Origin of the sequence: Marinomonas communis, assembly GCF_004363305.1 — a bacterium.
Lineage (GTDB): Bacteria > Pseudomonadota > Gammaproteobacteria > Pseudomonadales > Marinomonadaceae > Marinomonas > Marinomonas communis.
In genome coordinates this window covers 62,527-83,599 of the sequence record NZ_SNZA01000007.1, presented here as the reverse complement: position 1 = coordinate 83,599, position 21,073 = coordinate 62,527, and the positions used below count along the sequence as shown (strand labels likewise).

Here is a 21,073-nt window from a genome sequence, read left to right as displayed (position 1 = left end):
ACAAAAATATGATCGATATAGCAAAATTTCAGGAAGAATACAGTGCTAAGTTACCTGCTCTTACGTTATTGACGAGCTTGGGCTGGTCATTTCTTAATCCTGAACAGGCATTAGCTGAGCGTGGTGGCAAGTTTGATCAGACGGTGCTGAGGGAAGTGCTGAAGGGGGAGCTCCAAAAGCGTCGTTTTGTGTTTGGTGGTAAAAGTTATCCCCTGTCACCAAAGTCGATTGATAACTTGATCACGGAAATCTGTTCCCCTGCTTTAAATGAAGGTTTGCTGACGGCCAATGAAAAACTATACAACCACTTGATGTATGGGATTTCGGTAACGGAGTTTGTGGATGGTAAGCGAGCGACACCTACCGTAGCGCTCATCGACTGGGCTGATCCTAAAAACAACAGCTTTATCTTTACCGAAGAGTTTTCTGTAACCCGCTCTGGCGGTACTCAGGATAAACGACGTCCTGATATTGTTTGCTTTGTGAATGGTATTCCTTTGGTAGTGATCGAGGCAAAGCGCCCCGATGGGAAGAAAGGCCCAACGGTAGACGAAGGTATTTCCCAGAGTCTTCGAAATCAGCGCCCCGATGAAATCCCTCATCTGTTTGCCTACAGCCAGCTTTTACTATCTATCAATGGCTCAGAGGGGCGTTACGCTACTTGCAATACGCCAGCGAAGTTCTGGGCTGCTTGGCGAGAAGAAGAACTTACCGATACTGAGATGTATGCTATCCGCAATAAAAAGCTCTCACCCGAACAGATAGCAGCGATCTTTGACTATCGTAAAGCGGGAGACTTAGATTGGTATCAAGCATGGTCCGCAAATGAACTGAATGTCTCTGGGCAAGATCAGTTGCTGATTTGTCTATTACGTCCAGAAAGATTATTGGAAATGGTTCGCTACTTCACTTTGTTTGATCAAAAAGCAGGGAAGATCGTTGCTCGGTACCAACAAGTGTTCGGCATTAAAAAATTGATTTCAAAGATCAGTTCTACGGATGTTTCTGGTGGACGTGAAGGTGGTGTGGTTTGGCATACCACCGGTTCTGGTAAATCTTTCACTATGGTGTTTTTAAGTAAAGCGCTTATCTTGCATGACAGCCTAAAGCAGTGCCGTATTTTAGTGGTGACAGATAGGATAGACTTGGAGAAACAGTTAAGCAATACCTTTGCTTCCGGAGGGGAGTTATCAGGTAAAAAAGATAAACAGGCAGCTATGGCTACTTCTGGAAAGCGCTTAGCTGAGCAGATCAGTCAAGGCACCGAACGGATTCTGTTCTCTCTGATACAAAAGTTTAACTCAGCTACAAAATATCCCAATTGTCGTAATACCAGTGAAAACATTATTGTTTTGATTGATGAGGGGCACCGCAGCCAAGGTGGGGAAAATGGTATTCGTATGCGACAAGCTTTACCCAAAGCCTCTTTTGTCGCTTTCACTGGTACGCCCTTATTGAAAGATGATGAGACGGAAAGTAAGTTCGGAGGCATTGTCCATGCTTACACCATGCAGAGAGCAGTTGAGGATGGAACTGTCACGCCTTTGCTATACGAGGAACGTAAGCCTGAGTTAAACGTCAATGAAAAAGCCATAGATACATGGTTTGAGCGTGTAACTGAGGGGCTCTCAGATCAACAAAAAGCCGATCTTAAGCGTAAGTTTGCCAAAAAAGGTGAAATCTATGCGGTCGATGATCGTATAGAGTTGATAGCTTTAGATGTGGTAAGTCATTTCATCAACAATATCCCGGATGGATTACAGGGACAATTGGCCTGTGACAGCAAGACTTCTGCTATTAAGTACAAGAAATACTTAGATCAAGCCATGCTAGAGTGGCCTGAGAAAGATCGTTTTGAAACAGCAGTTGTGATGAGTCCACCTGACAGCCGTGAAGGTAATCAAGCCGTTGACAGCACGGCTATGCCAGAAGTCACCAAATGGTGGAATGACAACGTTGGTAAACAAGATGAGCAAATCTATACCGACAATATCATTCGTCGTTTCGCCGATGAGAAAGACCCTCTTAAAATGATCATTGTCGTTGATAAACTTCTGACAGGCTTTGATGAACCTAAGAACGCTGTGCTTTATATCGACAAGCAGCTCAAATCTCACAATCTGATTCAGGCGATTGCACGGGTAAACCGACTTCATCCGAAAAAGCAATTTGGTTATCTGATTGATTACCGTGGTATTCTGCGTGAACTAGATACTACCATCCAAGATTACCAGGACCTAGCTAACCGTACCCAGGGAGGGTATAACGTCGATGATATTGCGGGCCTTTATAATCAGATGAGTACAGAATATAAACGTCTGCCTCATTTGTATAAGGCTTTGTGGGCTATCTTTGATGGGGTGAAAAACAAATCTGATATCGAGCAATTAAAAGCCCCACTGATTCCTAAGATTGAAAATCAGAATGGGGATTTAGTAGATGTTAACCAAGAGCGTCGAGATGATTTCTTTGAAGCTTTAACTAACTTCGCCAGTTGTCTGAAGGTGGCTCTGCAATCCGCCACCTTCTTTGAAGACACCAGCTTTAGTGATCAGGATCGGAAACACTACAAAGAGACTGTGAAGCAGCTGTCGTCACTACGTCAGTTAGTTAAGCAGGCCTGTGGCGAGCAGGTGGATTACGACGATTATGCGGATAGAGTGAAAAAATTGCTCGATAAGCATGTGGTTGGTGTTGCGATTAATGAATCCAATGCCAAATATGAAGTTGGTAAGATGGGGCAAAGTACTGATCCAGAAAGCTGGTCAGAGGAAAAGACTCGAAACGAAACGGATATTATTAAAACCCGTGTTACCAAGATGATCGAGCAGGACTTGGCAGATGATCCTTATGCGCAAGAGTCTTTTTCTGCTCTGTTGTTAAAGGTGATTCAGGAGGCCGAGGAGCTATTTGATCACCCCAATAAGCAATACTTGCTGTTTAGCGAGTTCAAAGAGCAAGTAGAAGCGCGTCGATTAGATGGTGTTCCTAATGTCTTTGCTGGTAACCATCATGCTCAAGCCTATTTCGGGGTATTTAAAAAGGTATTGCCAGAAGTGTTTGCTGTTACTGATGAACAGGTTATGGATAAGTGGACAAAACTGGCGTTTGAAATTGATGAGTTGGTGTCCGCTGCCGTATCTGAAAACTCAATTAATCCTGACAATATTGAGGCTGATATCCGTAAAAAGCTGCTGCCTAAATTGTTCCAAGAGTGTAAAGCGATTGGTGGTGGTATGGATCAAGCTAAGAAAGCTGTGGAGTTGGTCGTTCAAATTACTCGAACTGGTTTGGCGAAAGAATCGTAAGCTATGTCTGTCTCCATTATTCCAGAGCATAAAAAATTGTCCTTTCGCTACGGTGAGCATCGCTATGACTGTGCACTCTTGAAAGGACAATTTTCCGCTAGGAAGATCGTTATCAAAGTTCATCCGGATTGTCGTGTTGTTGTGGCGGCACCGGAAGACGCTGAACTCAAGGATATTCAGATTGCTTTAACCAAGCGTGGCCGTTGGATTTATGAGCAAGTTCGTGAGTTTAGAAAGCTCCAAGAGCACGCTTTACCACGGCAGTATGTGAGCGGTGAAAGCCATCATTATTTAGGTAAGCAATACCTATTGAAAGTGGAAGAGCAACCGGAAGCTACTCAGATAGTAAAAATGACTCGTGGAAGATTGGAGGTTTCCGTAAGACAGAAGTCGCCAGAGAAAATCCGAGCTTTGCTAGACGAATGGTACAAAGCCAGAGCCAAAGAAACCTTCGCCAAACGCCTGACAGCCATGCTTGAACAAGCCCTATGGGTATCAGAGCGTCCATCTATTCGGGTGCTAACCATGAAAACCCAATGGGGGAGCTGCTCTCCTAAAGGGCTTATTACTCTTAATCCTCATCTAGTCAAAGCTTCTCGTGAGTGCATCGACTACGTTATCTTGCATGAGCTTTGCCATATCGCAGAACACAACCACAGTGAACGCTTTTACCGATTAATGGGGCAAGTGATGCCAAACTGGGAAAAGACAAAAGAAAAGCTGGATGAGATGGCATTTGAAATCATAAGTTGAAATGAAAATGATGGAACAAAACAACACTTTAATTGAAATATTGAGGCCGGAAGTTGAGTCAGGATACCTTCTGATTAAGAAAACATATTCAGACGAAGTTTCGTTTAAGCTGTTGAAGCCTAAGATGGGCATTGATAATGCGAAGATATTTATTTCTCCAAAAGGAGTTATTGATCTTAAAATTCAATCTTTCCGTAATTGGAGAGAAATAGAATGGGATGGAATCAGTATTCAGTCTTCTATCAGAACTTCTGAGGTTCTGGCTGAAAATGTAAGATATGTTTGCTCTCCAGATTTCTTTAATAGATATGCCCGTAATTACATAAGCCTAGGTGTTAGGACTGTTTGTGGTTGTAAAAACTCAAGAACTATCAACGACCGAATTGTTGCAGTAGACGTTAGTTATCCTGATATTCCTCGTCTAAGAGGGTGTGTAGTTGTAAGGGAGTGCGAGGATATAGATTGTGCTTGCTGGAAGATTTCTAGCCATACGCTATCAACTAGTTCACTTTTAAGTGAGGACGCTATTTGGGATTACGTAAGAAAGTGGGCAGTTGAGAATAGAGTTAAAATCCCTAATATTGATAATCTTCTATTAGATTTTGATATTGGTGCTTCAGGAAATGAACAGATTTATACATCCCGAGCTGCTATTGAAAGAAAGAAGAATAAGATTTCTAGTCTTAAAGGGATGACGCTAGAGCAAATTAAAAAAGTTTATTATAAGTAAACTTAGATAGGCTTTATTAAGTTTGAGAGTTTGTTACTTGAATTGGTATTTACTAATTTGATGGTATTGAGGGAGCATCTCATATCTTTTTGTGAATGGTTTTTTTCTAAAGCTGGTGTTTCTTATAAATATGGCCCATAGACCTGCCGCAATAAGTAATATGAAGATATGCGATGGCATATAATTACCTTTGTTCTTTTTTCAATTGATAACGATAGGTTTATATATCTACGCACTTACTCTGCAGTTAGCTGATAGAATTATCCACCCTAGAGTGGATTTTTAGTCAGGTTTAGGCTGTAAAGAAATGATATCCTATACAGCCAGTTTCTGGTGGTTTAAATTGGGAGAAGTCGCTACTCTGCTTTATAAATGGTGCTGTTTAGAAAGTCTGGCCAGTTTTTTTCAAAGTAGATGTTAGAAACGTCTTCCAGTGCTGAAACAGATCGCCATCGAACTGTGAAATTCTCGTCCGTATATTGAATAAGCTGTTTGTATTTACCCAACGGGTCATGCCCGCCCTGATGACGGAATTGCTCTAATGGCTGATTCGCTGCCATCGGGACCTGTTGACCTGATTTATCACAAATCAGTCGAGCACCACGACTGATACCACCTTTTTTCATATAGTCGGCTAATGCTGTCGCGATAGCAGCAGCAGCCAATGTGTTTTGTTTCCAGTGAAAGTAGGCGGGAATCTGGGCTGGGTTATCAATATACATGGGTTGTTGGCTAAGACGATGTAAAGTGCTTTGTGCGTCGAGTGTGGCTTGGTAATGACAGATAAAACCTATGTGATCGGACATCAGTCCCTGCACCTGCATGCGCCTGTCGGTTAAAGTTTGCTTATGCAGTGAATGAGTAAGTGCCTGAGTCAACTCAGATACTATCTCCGTCAATGTCTCGTCTAAAGATGCGCCAAGAGGGACTTGCTTAGACTGGCTTGTGTGACTGATATGATCTGCTACTCGTACTGCGAATACCTGACCAGCATTCAGTGCGGCGCCTCCTGGACGAGTTACTCCATGAGTGGAGGCTAATTCCCCTATGGCATAGCAGGCTTTCAGGCTAGTTTGTCCCCAAAGGTCTACTTCCACTCCGCCATTCATATGTTGATTGTTCATGGCAAAACGCAAAGGTTCTTGGCGTAAATCTGTACCATTCTGTCGGTACAGTTCAATTGCTAGCGGGTTTAGTTTCTCCAGACGATGGATTGGGAGATCCCCCAACGCCTGATTATTATCTAGGTAATCTTTGGCGTCCCCACTTAAACGGTTGATATCAAACACTCTGCCCTTAAAGGGTTCAGGGTTTCGCTGGAAATCCATATAGACACTGCGCCCTAACTGCTGTTGCTCGTAAATGGCTAGATCCACTAGGCTTGATTGATGGTGTAGTGTACGCTCAGCATGAAACGGCCATTGATATCCTTTTTTGAATACTGCATCGCAGAGCATGTCCATATCGGCAAAATAGTTTGCCAAAAAGTGATGTTCTTTCCCTTGATTGTCTACAGAATAGATATGTGGAACCACTTGCACATAGGAGCCAGATAGGTTCCAAGGAAAGTTGTCTCTAGAAGTACCGATACCGAACTGGCTTTCCGTCAGATTGCTAAGTGTCAGTCCCGTTTCCAGCGCTAGGCCCAATGAGCCGTGGCATTTTCCTGGGTATACACTGTCTCGATAGAGCTCACCTGGTCCGCCTGTGGCTAGCACTATGGCATCAAATTCTACATAGGACAGGCCGTAATCATTGTGCGATTGATCGTTGGTTGCCAGAAAAAGTCCTACGGCCTTCTCTTGATCATCAAGGCGTTGTGTTTGAAGTTTCACTGCGCTGGCTCGTGATAAAACGGGAATGCTCAACCGTTTACATTCTTCAGCCAGCACTTTGACCATTAAGCGCGAGGTTCTTGGTCCGCAACTGGTAGCTCGTCCATATTCGTCATGATCGGTTTGATATCGCAATGCGGCTCCATATCTATCTTGAGGAATGGGTAGTCCCATAAACTGCAATCCAGCCAAAGCTTGATTGGAGCCCACGGATTCGACGTACGCAACGTCATGATCCATAGCGCCGCCAGCGGCGATGGCAGTAGCCATATTAAGGTAGTCGTCACCGTGACCTCGAGTTGAAGCTGTGTGTAGGGTTTGCTTGTCTGAACCAGAGCAAGCGGACGTTCCCATCCCAACTCCTGATGTAGCCAATATTACATTTTGACCTCTACGCTTTAGCTCCACGGCAGCACGTAATCCTGCTGCACCAGACCCTACAACTAGCACTTGACTGCGATACACTGGCAGGGATAAACCAGCTACGGTTGGGATATCTTCCGGTATGGCCTTAGGAAATTCTCTAGGCATTTTAATTCGGGTTAGGTGATAGAGAAGGTCATCAGAAAGTGATAGCTGAGGCATATTTAAACCCTAGTAAAGGAAATTATTTTTTTTTGGAACGTTCCAAAAACTCTACAGAAATTATATATTGCTTGTCAATAACGATCGTGATCGGTTTGTTTCCATCACGAATTGCTTCGAAAAATATACTTGCCGCGCTATATGTTTAGGTTAGTAAATGTCTCGCAGGAGGGCTGTAATGAAAATTGCTTTTGTAGGGGAGTGTATGGTTGAGTTTTCATCTCATCGAGGTGGGACTCAGCAAAGCTACGGGGGGGATACCCTGAATACTGCTGTGTACTTCAGTCGATTAAATCGCCATTTTCAAGGGGGACATCAGGTACAGTTTTTCTCCGCCCTAGGTCAGGATTACCTGAGTGACTGGTTATTGAGAGAATGGCAAGATGAAGGATTGAATACCCAATATGTCTATCGTGATCCAGTGCGCTTGCCTGGCTTGTATATGATTGAAAATGAGGAAAACGGCGAACGCAATTTCTTATTTTGGCGCTCCGAATCGGCTGCTCGAGCAATGTTTATCCAGCCACAGTCTGAGCAGTGGCAAAGAGCACTCACTTCGGCGAGTTGTCTGTTCGTCAGTGGCATTACACTGGCGATTTTAGATACGTCTGCTAGAGCTCGTTTAATAACGTGTCTTCACGAAGCGAAAGCAGATGGTGCATACGTTATATTCGATAACAATTATCGTGCTAGGCTCTGGCGCGATTTGGCAGAGTGCCGACGTGCATTCGAAACCCTGTACCATTTGAGCGACGTCGCTTTGATTTCACTGGAAGATGAGCAAAATGTGTTTGGTGAGACTGATCATGAGTCGGTAGCACAGAGGTTTCAGCGAGAGTATCCACAAAAACTAATTATCAAAGACGGTGGTCGGAGGTGTTGGATTCAAGATCATCATAATCCTTTACAAACAGTGATGCTCGATTTGATCCCTAAGGTCGTAGATACTACCGCGGCAGGTGACTCCTTTAATGCTGGTTTTCTGTTTGCCTGGCTGAATGGTGAGACGATAGAATCCGGGATAAAGGCCGGACATGAACTAGCCAAACAGGTTATACAGCAGCAAGGTGCTATTATCGACGAGGCCAGGATGCAGTACAATTTGCTAAAACAGAAGCATCAACCAGATACACAAAGTGTATAAACAATCAGACAAGGGTCGGGTGTGAAAAAAAACAGCAGTGTTACCATCAACGATGTGGCTTCAGAGGCTGGTGTATCCAAATCCACTGTGTCTCTGGTTATTCGTAACAGTTCATTGGTCAAACCCGCAACACGTAAGGTGGTGGTAGAGGCTATGCAGCGTATCGGTTATGTTTATAATCGAGATGCTGCCAATTTTCGTAGCCGCAGCTCCAATATAGTTGGTCTTATCATACACGATCTCACAAATCCCTTTTTCGCTGAAATGTATGTTGGTCTGGAAAAGCGATTGGCCAACTCGGGCTATATCGCTTTGCTGTCTAACACATCGGAAGATGCTGAGGTACAGCTGCGCAATTTCAATATTATGAAAGAGCATCGGATTGCTGGTTTTATTGTTTGTCCTGCTCAGGGCACTGACCAGCAGTTCATTGAGGCATTGAAACAGCAGAATACACCTGTGGTTTCCGTGATTCGACGACTGCCGGACCCAGATAAGAGCTTTGATTATATTTCAGCGGATGTTCGACAAGGTACTTATCTCGCCACTCGCCACCTATTGGAACAGGGGTATCGACATGTGGGTTATATTGGCGGGTTGGATACACCCATACGCAAGGATCGATTGAAGGGCTATAAACAGGCTTTGTCGGAGTTTGATTTGAGGGTGGATGAAAAATATATCTATACCTGTCAGCCTACTCGTGCCAACGGCGAAAAAGCGATTCGTGAGTTGATGCTGAGCCCGAATGTGGAGTTGGATGCTTGTGTCTGCTACAACGATCTGGTTGCGCTCGGCACGCTTTGGGGGCTGCATGATTTGGGGGTGGCTGTGGGGAAAGAATTTGGTGTTGTCGGATTTGATAATGTGGCCGCAGCAGCACATACCACGCCGCCATTAACGAGCGTAGCCTCTAATTCCGATGATATTGGTCGTGCTGCCGCCGAGCGTTTGTTGCATCGTATTGAAAATAACACTGAACAGCCTGTGCATATCGTCAAACCAGTGGAACTGGTGGTGCGAAACAGTAGTGGTCGTCAACCTGATTAACAATTTACTAGTAGGGTTTTTGGCGGGCTATGGGAGATCCAACTGAATCATCTTGAGTTGGGCGTTTCATGCCAATTCCTGGTTTTATGGCTGGCGGAGTTGCATTAGATGAACACGCCATGCTTGATTCGAGTTATCTAGCCAAACTCAGCCTCTCGCCCCAAAATGGCGCGCTACTTCGTGTAGTCGCAGGTGTAATAAACTTTTCTTTATATCGATTAGTATCCTACTAAAACCTCTCCTAGGATATATAACAAGTCGTAGGCTTTAATCGCTGAATAATCTTGACTGTTTCAATCTTGCAACGTTACTCATCACTCCAAATGTCGCTTTAGAAGATCCTAGCAACATTCGGCTCTAATCCATCTTCCTGTTTATTAATTTGTGCACTGTTAACTGGCTCTAGCGGTATTATCAATAAATATTTTTAGAACGTTCCAATTTTTTGTTTGACTTGTTTGTAGGTTCGCGTGTAGTTTATTTGGAACGTTCCAAATAACAATAAATCATCGTAATGCTGAGCTGTTAAACCAATTTTGATACGTAGAGTAGAAACGGTTATGCAGCACAGCGGTACTAAAAATGGTATTTGCTATGACCAACAAATTTTACTCTTTTGACGAGGCTGCAGCCCTGATACCGGATGGTGCTTGCATAACTGTCAGCTCTTCTAGCGGTCTGAACTGCCCTGACCGTATGCTTAAAGCCGTTGCTGAGCGCTTTAAAAAATGTGGCTCGCCTAGTTCACTAACTTCCATTCATCCTATAGCTGCTGGTGATCTGTACGGTATTGACGGTATTGATCATATGGCGATAGACGGACTTCTTACCTGTGTGATTGCCGGTTCCTTTCCTAGTGGCCCCTCCAGCAAACCCATGCCAAGAATTTGGAAAGCTATCATCGACAATAAAATTAGTGCTTACAACCTACCTTCTGGTGTGATCTTTGATATGCATAGAGATGCAGCAGTATTTAAGCCAGGAGTGCTTACTCAGGTCGGGATAGGCACTTATGTGGATCCAGATCAGGAAGGCGGTGCCATGAATGAACTGGCTAAGTCACAGCCAATTGTAAAAAAGGTTTCGTTTGCTGGTGAAACCTGGCTGCACTTCAATAGCATTGCCCCGGATGTGGCTATATTGCGTGGTAGTAGTGCTGATGAAAATGGCAATATCCGCTTCGAACTGGAAGGAGCTTTTTTAGGCGCTCTGGATCAGGCGTTGTGCGTTAAAAACCGTGGTGGCAAAGTCATTATTCAGGTTAAGCGTGTTGTGGCGGCGGGTACTATGAAGGCTCAGGAGGTACATATTCCTGGCCATCTGGTGGACTGTGTAGTGGTGGACCCTAATCAGATTCAAACTACACAAACACCTTATGACCCGGCAATTTCAGGTGAAATTCGTGTGCCAGAAACGGATTTAGAAACTGTTCCAATGTCTGTAGAGAAAGTAATTGCTCGACGTGCGGCCAAAGAGCTGAAAGAAGGCGACACTGCTAATTTGGGGTTCGGTATTTCCGCAAATGTGCCTCGAATTCTTTTAGAGCAGGGGAGGAACAGCGAAGTAACCTGGGTAATTGAGCAGGGCGCCGTTGGAGGTATGCCTATGCTTGGATTTGCCTTTGGCTGCGCGGCCAATGCTAATGCCATCATGCGCTCATCCGATCAGTTTGTATATTTTCAAGGGGGAGGCTTTGATGTGACCTTTCTTTCTTTTTTACAGATTGATGAGCAAGGCAACGTGAATGTGTCCAAGCTGGTAGGTCGCCCATATCTGACAGCAGGGTGTGGTGGCTTCATTGACATTGTGAACCGCGCTAAGCGTATTGTTTTTTGTGGTCAGTTTGCCGCAGGAGCGAAACTCTCTCTCAATCCTAACGGGCTTTCTTTGGAAGCAGAAGGTAAAGCGAAAAAGCTAGTTCGTCAGGTCGAGCAAATTACTTTTAACGGACAGCGCGCCTTGCAGCAAGGGCAGGATGTGACCTATATCACCGAGCGTTGTGTTATGAAACTTACCACAAAAGGAATTGAAGTCGTTGAGGTGGCACCAGGCTTTGATTTGCAACGCGATATTCTGGATCAAGCTGACTTTCCTTTGTTGGTAGCGGATGAGACGAAAAAAATGTCATTGGATCTTTACATGGACTCGGATTTTGAATGCTCGAATCCAGATGTTACAGAATAAATAGGGAGAACCTCATGACACAAGCAAGTGAAGCCGGCGTTATTTCTCTGTCAATTGACAATGGTATTGCTCAGCTGAGAATTCAACGAGCTGCTAAATTGAACTGCCTGACACTGAGCATGTTACAGCAACTGGAGTCACACCTAGACCAAATTGAATTGGATTCTTCCATCAGAGCAGTAGTCTTGCTGGCAGACGAAGGTAAAGCTTTTTGCGCAGGGGCGGACATCCAGGCTTGGAAAGATTTGTCTCCGCTGGATATGTGGCGGCTTTGGGTTCAACAAGGGCACCGAATATTCGACCGTCTTGAAAGGCTGAGGCAACCAGTGGTAGCCGTGATTTCAGGTCTTGCATTGGGTGGAGGGTTAGAGCTAGCTGCTGCGGCCGATGTTCGTATAGCCACTAAGAACGCACGCTTTGCCTTACCAGAAGCCAGTATTGCCACCTGCCCAGGCTGGTCTGGTAGCCAGCGTCTAGTAAAGGAAATGGGGGCTGGCTGGGTGAAGGCCATGGCGCTGTTTGGAAAATGGTGGAGCGCTGAGGAGGCTTTGCAAGCTGGTTTTATTCAATCTTTGGCAGCCGACTATCAAAGCGCTTGTGACGATGCTCAGTTCTGGGCCGAGAGCGCCGCCCGATCCGCTCCAATATCGATTCAACTTAATAAACAACTTGTGAACGCTGCTATGGGGGTAGGTCTTGCTTCCACATTGGAAGCCATGGCCAGCGCCGTTGCTGGTGGCACTCAAGATGCGCTGGAAGGCAAGCACAGCTTTTTCGAAAAACGTACACCGAATTTTGAAGGTAAATAGTATGATGAATCCAAATGATGTGAACTTTGTATCTCACAATGCGCTGACCGAAGCGCAGTCAACTCCATTTCAATCGAAACTCTATATCAACGGTTGCTTTTGTGAAGGCTCTTCTGGAGAACTGTCGTCCCGCTACAGTCCTGCTTTTGGCCATCTAGTTGGTCAATATGCGCAGGCCAATGAAGCGGATGCTCTCACTGCTATTGATGCGGCCAGAAAAGCTTTTGACTCGGGTGTCTGGTCGGACAAAACTGGCGCTGAGCGCTCCAATATACTGCTAAAAATTGCTGATGGGATTGAGTCGCAATTGGAGGAATTTGCTCTACTTGAGTCTATGGAAACGGGTAAGCCTTTGCAGCAGGCCCAAGATGAAATAGTGGGCTCTATAGATATCTGGCGTTACGCCGCTACGCTGGCCCGTAATCTCCATGGCGACACATACCATAATCTTGGGTCAAACAAAGTTGGTATGACTGTGCGCGAGCCTTTGGGTGTAGTGTCTTGCATTACCCCTTGGAATTTCCCATTCCTTATTCTTTCTCAGAAACTACCTTTTGCGCTGGCAGCTGGATGTACTGCTATTGTGAAACCAGCCGAGCTGACATCCGGTACTACCATCAAATTGGCTATGATTCTTGAGAGCGCAGGTGTACCGGCTGGTGTAGTCAATATTTTGATTGGTTCTGGCCGCACATTGGGTGCACCTATGGCGACCGATCCGCGTGTCGATATGGTGACCTTCACTGGCTCTACCTCTGTTGGCCAACGGGTTGCAGCTCAAGCTTCCCAAAGTATGAAAAAAATCTCGATGGAACTGGGGGGGAAAAACCCTCAGATCATTATGCCAGACTGTGATTGGGAAGCAGCTGTCGATGCAGTTGTCTTCGGTGTGTATTTCAATGCGGGAGAATGCTGTAACTCCGGTTCGCGAGTATTAGTGCACGAAAGTATTGCTGACGACTTTTTGGCCGCAGTGGTAGAAAAAAGCAAACTGGTAAAAGTCGGTAATCCTCTGGCAGATGGGGTGCGTGTTGGGCCGATGATCCATGAAGGGCATCTTGATGAAGTGCTTGGTTACATCGCCAAAGCAGAAGAGCAAGGCGACAACCTATTGCTGGGGGGGCAACGCATTGAACATGATACTGGTTTGTATCTGGCGCCCACCATAATTCGTTCTGCCAATTCAGGCAATGTTATTTGTCATGAAGAAATCTTTGGCCCCGTGCTGACTGCGCTGACCTTTACCGATTTGGACGAAGCAATTGCCATTGCAAACTCCACCGAGTTTGGCTTGTCGGCCTCTATCTGGTCGAAAGACATTGACAATTGTTTGACTGCGTCGAAAAAGATCCAGGCTGGAACGGTTTGGATTAACACATTTATGGACGGTTTTCCCGAATTACCATTTGGCGGCTACAAGCAGAGCGGACTGGGCCGTGAGCTAGGGCGTCTTAGCGTAGAAGAGTACACCGAAATTAAAACGATTCAGATGCATATCGGTGAACGCACCGCTATGTGGGTTAGCTCAGCCGATCCGAGTTGAGCAAAGGATTTTTCGGGCAGGGATGCCCAAAGCTTTAACCGCGCAATATCAAATAATAATAACGAGGATATAAAAATGAGCAGTTTATATGCAAAGCCACGCTTTTCTGTCAAAGCACTAACCGCTGCTATAGCTCTGTCTACGTTCACTCTGCCTGCGTTTGCTGAAGACGTGGAAGTGCTGCACTGGTGGACATCGGGTGGTGAGGCCAAAGCCTTACAGATACTAAAAGCCGACCTAGAAAAGCAAGGGTACGGATGGCAGGATCTTGCTATTGCTGGTGGCGGCGGTGATAACGCCAAAACTACATTGAGAGCAAGAGTACTTTCTGGCGAGCCGCCTACCGCTGTACAAATGCTTGGATTTTCCATTCAGGAGTGGGCGGAGCAGGGAACTCTGGCGAATTTGAACGAATTGGCGGCAAAAAATGATTGGGACCGACTTGTCCCCCCCGACCTTCAGCGCTTCTCTAAATATGATGGAAAGTGGGTATCAGTCCCAGTGAACATCCATCGCACTAACTGGATCTGGGCTAATAAAAAGATATTTGATGACCTGGATCTTGCCGTTCCGACCACTTTTGATGAACTGCTCGCCATTTCTGACATTATTCGCAAAGCTGGCTACATACCTCTAGCGCATGGCGGTCAGGCTTGGCAGGAAGCCACTATTTTTGACAGTGTAGTCATGAGTGTGGGTGGCCCTGAATTCTATCAAAAAGCTTTTGTAGATCTGGACTTAGACGCTTTGTCAAGCCCGACCATGGTGAAGGTATTCGATCAGATGAAAGCAGTGCGTGGACTGGTAGATGACAATTTCTCAGGGCGTGACTGGAACATTGCAACTGCCATGGTCATTCGTGGTGATGCTGCTATGCAAATCATGGGCGATTGGGCTAAGGGAGAATTCATCAATGCCGGAAAGCTACCTAACAAGGACTTCCTGTGTTTTGAGTACCCAGGTACGAGCGGCACTTTTATTTATAACTCCGACCAGTTCGCCATGTTCGAAGTGGAAGATGCGCGTAAAAAGGCTCAACTTGCTATGGCGCAATCCGTCATGGATGAAAACTTTCAGGAAAAGTTCAACATAGTCAAAGGCTCAATTCCGGCCAACTTGGCGGTGTCCCCCACCAATTTTGATGCCTGTGGTCAAAAATCTATGGCCGACCTAAAAGATGCGGTGAAGAAAGGTACTATGTTTGGCTCTATCGCCCACGGGCATGCTAACCAGGCTGCCATTCAAGGTGCTATCGTCGATGCGGTGACCGATCACTTTAATAGTAGTGCATCATCTGAAACCGCAGCGAAGACCCTGGTGTCATTAGTTCAGGGCGCCATGTAAGGCGTCGTCTAGAACGGGCACTAAGCTGCCCGTTTGAGCTCACTTTGCAGATCACGAGAACAATTATGAATGTAAAACCTTATTCGCGGGATAGACTTCTGTCGAAGCGCTCAAAAACCAAACGTGAAGCTGTTCGAGGAGGCGGATTACAGGCGTTCTTTCAGGAATGGCTACCTAAATTAGTTCTTTCTCCTACGTTGGCTGTAACTGCGGTTTTTGTATATGGATTTATTCTCTGGACCGGCTATGTCTCGGTATCCAAGTCAAGAATGATTCCGAACTATGAGTTTGCCGGGCTGGATCAGTACGAGCGATTGTTTAATAGTCCACGATGGGCACAGGCGTTAGATAATCTCGCCGTATTTGGCATTTTGTATATTTTAGTTTGCATCCTAGTGGGGTTGGCTTTGGCCGTTCTGCTGGACCAGAAAATTCGTGGGGAAAGGATACTGCGCCCTATTTTCCTGTATCCCATGGCTCTGAGTTTTATCGTCACCGGAACGGCTTGGAAATGGATGCTGAATCCCGGTCTTGGTATCGAAAAACTAATGCACGACTTGGGGTTCGAGAATTTTCAATTTGATTGGATCATCGATAGTGATATGGCCATTTATACCATTATCCTGGCTGGGGTCTGGCAGGCTTCTGGGTTCGTCATGGCGATGTTTCTTGCGGGATTGCGAGGTATCGATCAGGATCAGGTTAAAGCAGCAAGCATCGATGGGGCCTCCATGCCTCGTATCTACTGGAACATTATTCTGCCTCAGTTGCGCCCTATGTTTATGACTGCCTTCGTTATTTTGGCGCACATGGCCATCAAGAGTTATGACTTGGTTATTGCTATGACAGGTGGCGGGCCGGGTTTCGCAACAGAGTTACCTGCGACATTTATGTATACACATACCTTTACCCGAAACCAACTTGGCGTAGGTGCTGCGAGTGCCATGATCATGCTCTTTACCGTAGCTGCAGTGATTGTTCCTTACCTGTATTCAGAATTAAAAGGAGAAAAACGTGTCTAGTCATGATTACTCCATGGCGAATGCCGGTACCTTCGGTGCCCGATTTGCCCGCTGCATTATTTATGGACTACTGATATTTTTTGCGATGGTTTATCTAATGCCTCTGTTTGTGGCTTTGGTTACCTCGTTTAAAACGCTGGATGAAATTCGTCTTGGCAACTTGATGACTCTACCTTCAAATTGGACGCTAGACTCTTGGAAAGCTGCTTGGGGTACTGCATGTATTGGTATTGAGTGCAACGGTATTTCACCCTATTTTTTCAATTCGCTGAAAATGACAGTGCCAGCGGTCATTCTCTCCACAGTGATTGGCGCATTGAACGGATATGTCCTGACCAAATGGCGTTTTAAAGGCGACAACTGGCTTTACGGCATTATTCTGTTTGGCTGCTTTGTACCTTATCAAGTGGTGCTTTATCCCATGGCCACCGTACTAGGGCAGATGGGGCTGGCGGCCTCTACTACGGGGTTGATTCTGGTTCATACGGTCTACGGTGTGTGTTTCTCGACTATGTACTTCCGTAATTATTACATCGCTTTTCCGAATGAACTTATTAGCGCTGCAAAAATTGATGGTGCGCGTTTTTTTAGGATTTTCTGGAGTGTGCTGTTGCCCTGCTCTGGCCCCATTATTGTCGTATCTATTATTTGGCAGTTTACTAATATCTGGAACGACTTCCTGTTCGGTGCTTCGTTCAACTCAGGTGATGCTGCGCCGATTACCGTGGCGCTAAACAATCTAGTGAACTCTTCTACTGGTGTAAAAGAATACAACATCCATATGGCAGCTGCGGTGCTGGCAGCATTACCAACACTGCTGGTGTACATCGTTGCCGGTCGTTATTTTGTTCGCGGTCTGATGGCCGGGTCTGTTAAAGGTTAATTACGGGAAGGTCATTATGTCTTCATTAAAAATACAAAATATCTGTAAATCCTACGAATCACTGAGCATTCTGAAGAATATCAATATTGAGATTGAAAGTGGTGATTTTCTAGTACTAGTTGGCCCTTCCGGATGTGGTAAGTCTACATTGTTGAATATGATCGCCGGACTGGATGAAATTTCCTCCGGGGACATTGTGATTGACGAAGCAGTGGTGAATCGTTTTCATCCTAGTGAACGGGATATTGCCATGGTGTTTCAATCCTACGCCCTATATCCGAATATGACGGTTCGTGACAACATTGCCTTTGGCATGAAAATTCGTAAAGTGCCAAAAGACCAGCAAGACAAAGCTGTTGCCGAAGTAGCGGATATGCTGCAAATCGCTCATCTATTGAACCGCAAACCAGGGCACCTTTCTGGTGGACAGCGTCAACGTGTGGCCATGGGGCGTGCTTTGGTTCGCGATCCCAAGATTTTTCTCTTTGATGAACCTCTGTCTAACTTGGATGCAAAGTTACGGGTCGATATGCGCACCGAAATTAAAAAACTGCACCAGCGATTACAGGCTACTATTGTATACGTCACACACGACCAAATTGAGGCCATGACCTTGGCAACGAAAATTGCTGTCATGAAAGACGGTGTATTGCAGCAGCTAGGAGCGCCTCGCGACATTTACTACGAACCAGCAAATACCTTTGTGGCAACTTTTATGGGGTCGCCTTCCATGAATCTAGTCAGTGCACGCATTGCCAGTAACGACGGGCAACTGTATGCGCAAGTTAATTCTGGATCGGGACAATACGCCTTGCCTATTGCTCAAAAGTTGGCTCCTCGTCTTACCCCTTATATAGGGGAGAATGTAACTCTGGGAATTCGCCCGGAAGACATTGTTGAAAAAGATGACACTACGCGTTTGTCGGAAACAGTTGTGGAAGTGAGTTGCCGGGTTGAAGTCGTTGAGCCAACAGGCCCAGACACCATCGCCGTGGTGCAGTTCAATGATCAGGAAGTGAGCGCCCGCTGCAAAGCAGTTAGTGCGGTCGAGTCGAATACTACGGCTGAATTTGCCATAAATATGTCTCATGTACACTTCTTTGATTCGACGACACAAGCGCGGATCTAACGGCGGTAGCAAGGCTCTGTATTAAAGGTATTATTCTTAAAGGCTCAATCATGTTTTTTCGTTCATCAGCAAAAAAAGTTCATTCGCTCAAACCTCAATACGATTACGTGATTGCTGGTGGTGGTCCAGCTGGATGCGTGCTGGCCAATCGTCTCTCGGAAGACCCCGATGTGTCTGTATTGCTCATTGAAGTTGGAGGACCGGATTCACATCCATACATTCACATGCCTGTGGGTTTTGCCAAATTGACAGGCAACTCCCATTCCTGGGGTTACAAAACGGTCCCACAACGGAACTTAAATAATCGCGAAGTCTGGTTTACTCAAGCGCGTGTACTCGGAGGAGGTAGCTCCATAAATGCTCAAGTATATACACGAGGGCATCGCTATGATTACGACGCTTGGGAAAAGGATGGTGGAGCTACTGGCTGGAATTATCAGTCGGTGCTGCCGTACTTTCTGCGAGCGGAAGAGAATCAACGTTACGTCAACGAGTACCATAGTCAGGACGGACCTCTGAAAGTGTCTGATCCAGTACCTCAAAGTCTGAGTACTGTTTACGTGCGAGCAGCCCAACAGGCGGGGATTCCTTATAACCACGATTTTAATGGTCATACACAGGAAGGAATTGGGTATTACCAGCTGACTAACCGAAATGGTTATCGTAGTAGTGCACCTGTTTGCTATTTGAAGCCGGTGTTGTCACGCGCGAACTTGGACATTCTGACATCGACTCTGGTGACAGAGGTGATATTAGAAGGAAATGTTGCCAAAGGAGTACGCTTTGCGCAAAAGGGAGAGTCGCGACCACAATCGGTCTTGGCTGCAAAAGAAGTGTTGGTCACCGCAGGTGCGATCGGCTCCCCCAAACTTTTACAACTCTCAGGCATAGGTCAAGCAGATGCGCTTCGCAAACTGGGTATTGAATGCAAAGTCGATTTGCCAGGTGTAGGGGAAAACTTACAAGACCATTTGGATTTGTTTGTTGTGGGTGAGTGTAAAGGGGATTTCAGCGCCGACAAATATAAGAGTCCGTTGCATTCGGCCTGGGCTGGTTTGCAATATGCTCTTTTTAAAACCGGTCCGGTTGCTTCCAACCTGTGCGATGCTGGTGGTTTCTGGTACGCAGACAAAAACGCTATGTCACCGGATATACAGTTCCACTTTCTAGCCGGCTCAGGCCTTGAACACGGATTGAGGCCATTGCGGAACGGGGTGACGTTGAACTCCGCATTCCTAAGGCCACGAAGCCGTGGTACGGTAAAACTGAAGAGTTCAGATGTGCGTCAGGCGCCTTTGATTGACCCCAATTATTGGGCCGATCCTTATGATCGAAAAATGTCTATTGCAGGCTTTCGACTGGCGCGAGAGATCCTGCATCAGGACGCTTTTAAACCTTACATAAAGGGGGAGGCGGATCCTGGTCTTCATGTCAAGACAGATGATGAAATTGCCAAATACGCCATGAGATTCTGCAAAACCGATTATCATCCTGTCGGAACCTGCAAAATAGGTGCTGATAGTGATCCCATGGCGGTGGTTAGTCCGGATCTCAAGGTTCGGGGAGTTGAAGGGCTTCGTGTGGTGGATAGCTCGGTTATGCCTTATGTGGTGTCTAGCAACACCAACGCACCGACCATCATGATTGCAGAAAAAGGCGCAGACCATATTCTAGGTCGTGTATAGGGTTTGCGGTGCGCCGGCAAACCATTTGAATTTAGGAGAAGATAAGTATGACAACTATAACCGGTTGGGGGCTTATTGGCGCCAGTAACATTGCCAGTAGCTATATGATAGATGCCATTCGCGCGCAGGAAGGCCATGAGGTAGTGTCTGTATTAAGCAGTGATGCTTTACGCGGACAGGCCTTTGCTGCAGAGCATTCTATAGAGCATGCAGCTGAGAGTTTGGCAGACCTGTTGAACAATCCGCAGGTGCATGCTGTGTATATCAGTACTACCAATGAACTGCACTTTAAACAGGCCATTCAGGCTGCTCAGGCAGGCAAACACGTGCTCTGTGAGAAACCGCTGGCACTAGATATTCAACAAGCGAAAGATATGGTAGCTGAGTGTGAGAAGCATGGTGTTGTGCTGGCAACCAATCATCATTTGCGTAACTCCGCCTTGTTAGCCACTGCAAAATCCTGTCTTCAGTCAGGGATTATTGGAAAGGTACAAAACGTGCGAGTGTTTCATGCGGTTGCGTTACCTGCCAAACTGAAAACTTGGCGCTTGACCTCTAACAATGGTGGAGGAGTGGTGTTGGACATTACAGTACATGACGCAGACACTCTGGCTTATCTGTTGGATGAGTACCCCAGTGAAGTGACCGCGTTAACAGATCAGGCCTCTCGAGCTGCAGGTGTAGAAGACGCGGTTATGATGATTTGGAATTACAATAGTGGGATTATGGCTCAGGTACATGAAGGCTTCAAAACTGGGCACTCGCAAACAGGGATCGAGATTCTAGGAGAGAAGGGTACTCTAATTGGTACTAACTGTCTGACCCAAGAGCCTATTGGTGAACTAGTTCTGCAGCAGCGTAATGATGACGGTGAGCTTACTCGCAAGACGTTGGATATTCCACATCGAAACTTGTACATAGAGGGTACGCGGCGCTTTGTCGAAGCCATGAACGGTGAAGGCACGCCTGCTGCTACAGGAGAGGATGGTGTTCGTTCGCTGACTGTTGCTTTGAGCGTTAAACAGGCGTTGGAATCCCGTTGTGTCGAACGCGTTATTTTATGAACGAA

15 protein-coding genes are annotated in these 21,073 nt (G+C 45.9%); 14 read left to right on the top strand and 1 reads right to left on the bottom strand.

The window, feature by feature from the left end:
• Positions 1 to 8 precede the first annotated feature (8 nt).
• The 3 genes from C8D85_RS16985 to C8D85_RS16975 are packed head-to-tail and all read left to right on the top strand — an operon-like array spanning position 9 to position 4,791.
• On the top strand, positions 9 to 3,308 hold the full coding sequence (locus C8D85_RS16985) for a type I restriction endonuclease subunit R (protein WP_133565020.1): 3,300 nt from the start codon (positions 9 to 11) through the stop codon (positions 3,306 to 3,308).
• Positions 3,309 to 3,311: 3 nt separating this feature from the next.
• The gene (locus C8D85_RS16980) at positions 3,312 to 4,061 is read left to right on the top strand and encodes a M48 family metallopeptidase (RefSeq protein ID WP_133565018.1); all 750 of its coding nucleotides are present in this window, start codon (positions 3,312 to 3,314) and stop codon (positions 4,059 to 4,061) included.
• 7 nt (positions 4,062 to 4,068) lie between these two features.
• On the top strand, positions 4,069 to 4,791 hold the full coding sequence (locus C8D85_RS16975) for a hypothetical protein (protein WP_133565016.1): 723 nt from the start codon (positions 4,069 to 4,071) through the stop codon (positions 4,789 to 4,791).
• A 356-nt stretch (positions 4,792 to 5,147) separates the two neighbouring features.
• Here the strand turns inward: C8D85_RS16975 and C8D85_RS16970 are convergent, their stop codons facing one another.
• A complete protein-coding gene (locus tag C8D85_RS16970) occupies positions 5,148 to 7,211 on the bottom strand; it encodes an FAD-dependent oxidoreductase (RefSeq protein WP_133565014.1) in 2,064 nt (687 codons plus the stop codon).
• A 178-nt stretch (positions 7,212 to 7,389) separates the two neighbouring features.
• Between C8D85_RS16970 and C8D85_RS16965 the strand changes: the two genes are divergently transcribed.
• The 11 genes from C8D85_RS16965 (at position 7,390) to C8D85_RS16915 (ending at position 21,068) form a co-directional block, all read left to right on the top strand.
• Positions 7,390 to 8,355, top strand: coding sequence for a sugar kinase (locus C8D85_RS16965; protein WP_162847617.1), 966 nt, complete (start codon positions 7,390 to 7,392; stop codon positions 8,353 to 8,355).
• 21 nt (positions 8,356 to 8,376) lie between these two features.
• Entirely contained in the window at positions 8,377 to 9,405 is a 1,029-nt protein-coding gene (locus C8D85_RS16960; RefSeq protein WP_133565010.1) for a LacI family DNA-binding transcriptional regulator, read from the top strand.
• 594 nt (positions 9,406 to 9,999) lie between these two features.
• Positions 10,000 to 11,589, top strand: coding sequence for an acyl CoA:acetate/3-ketoacid CoA transferase (locus tag C8D85_RS16955; RefSeq protein WP_133565008.1), 1,590 nt, complete (start codon positions 10,000 to 10,002; stop codon positions 11,587 to 11,589).
• A 14-nt stretch (positions 11,590 to 11,603) separates the two neighbouring features.
• Positions 11,604 to 12,398, top strand: a complete 795-nt coding sequence (locus C8D85_RS16950; RefSeq protein WP_133565006.1) for an enoyl-CoA hydratase/isomerase family protein — start codon at positions 11,604 to 11,606, stop codon at positions 12,396 to 12,398.
• Between the two features lies 1 nt (position 12,399).
• On the top strand, positions 12,400 to 13,941 hold the full coding sequence (locus C8D85_RS16945; RefSeq protein WP_211342227.1) for an aldehyde dehydrogenase family protein: 1,542 nt from the start codon (positions 12,400 to 12,402) through the stop codon (positions 13,939 to 13,941).
• A 75-nt stretch (positions 13,942 to 14,016) separates the two neighbouring features.
• Positions 14,017 to 15,285, top strand: a complete 1,269-nt coding sequence (locus tag C8D85_RS16940; RefSeq protein ID WP_133565004.1) for an ABC transporter substrate-binding protein — start codon at positions 14,017 to 14,019, stop codon at positions 15,283 to 15,285.
• Positions 15,286 to 15,350: 65 nt separating this feature from the next.
• Positions 15,351 to 16,307: a carbohydrate ABC transporter permease gene (locus C8D85_RS16935; protein ID WP_133565001.1), complete on the top strand. Its 957-nt coding sequence runs from the start codon at positions 15,351 to 15,353 to the stop codon at positions 16,305 to 16,307.
• A 13-nt stretch (positions 16,308 to 16,320) separates the two neighbouring features.
• Positions 16,321 to 17,190, top strand: coding sequence for a carbohydrate ABC transporter permease (locus C8D85_RS16930; protein ID WP_133565150.1), 870 nt, complete (start codon positions 16,321 to 16,323; stop codon positions 17,188 to 17,190).
• 16 nt (positions 17,191 to 17,206) lie between these two features.
• Entirely contained in the window at positions 17,207 to 18,319 is a 1,113-nt protein-coding gene (locus C8D85_RS16925; protein ID WP_133564999.1) for an ABC transporter ATP-binding protein, read from the top strand.
• 50 nt (positions 18,320 to 18,369) lie between these two features.
• Positions 18,370 to 20,004, top strand: a complete 1,635-nt coding sequence (locus C8D85_RS16920; RefSeq protein ID WP_133564997.1) for a GMC family oxidoreductase — start codon at positions 18,370 to 18,372, stop codon at positions 20,002 to 20,004.
• Positions 20,005 to 20,051: 47 nt separating this feature from the next.
• A complete protein-coding gene (locus tag C8D85_RS16915; protein ID WP_133564995.1) occupies positions 20,052 to 21,068 on the top strand; it encodes a Gfo/Idh/MocA family protein in 1,017 nt (338 codons plus the stop codon).
• Positions 21,069 to 21,073: the final 5 nt, after the last annotated feature.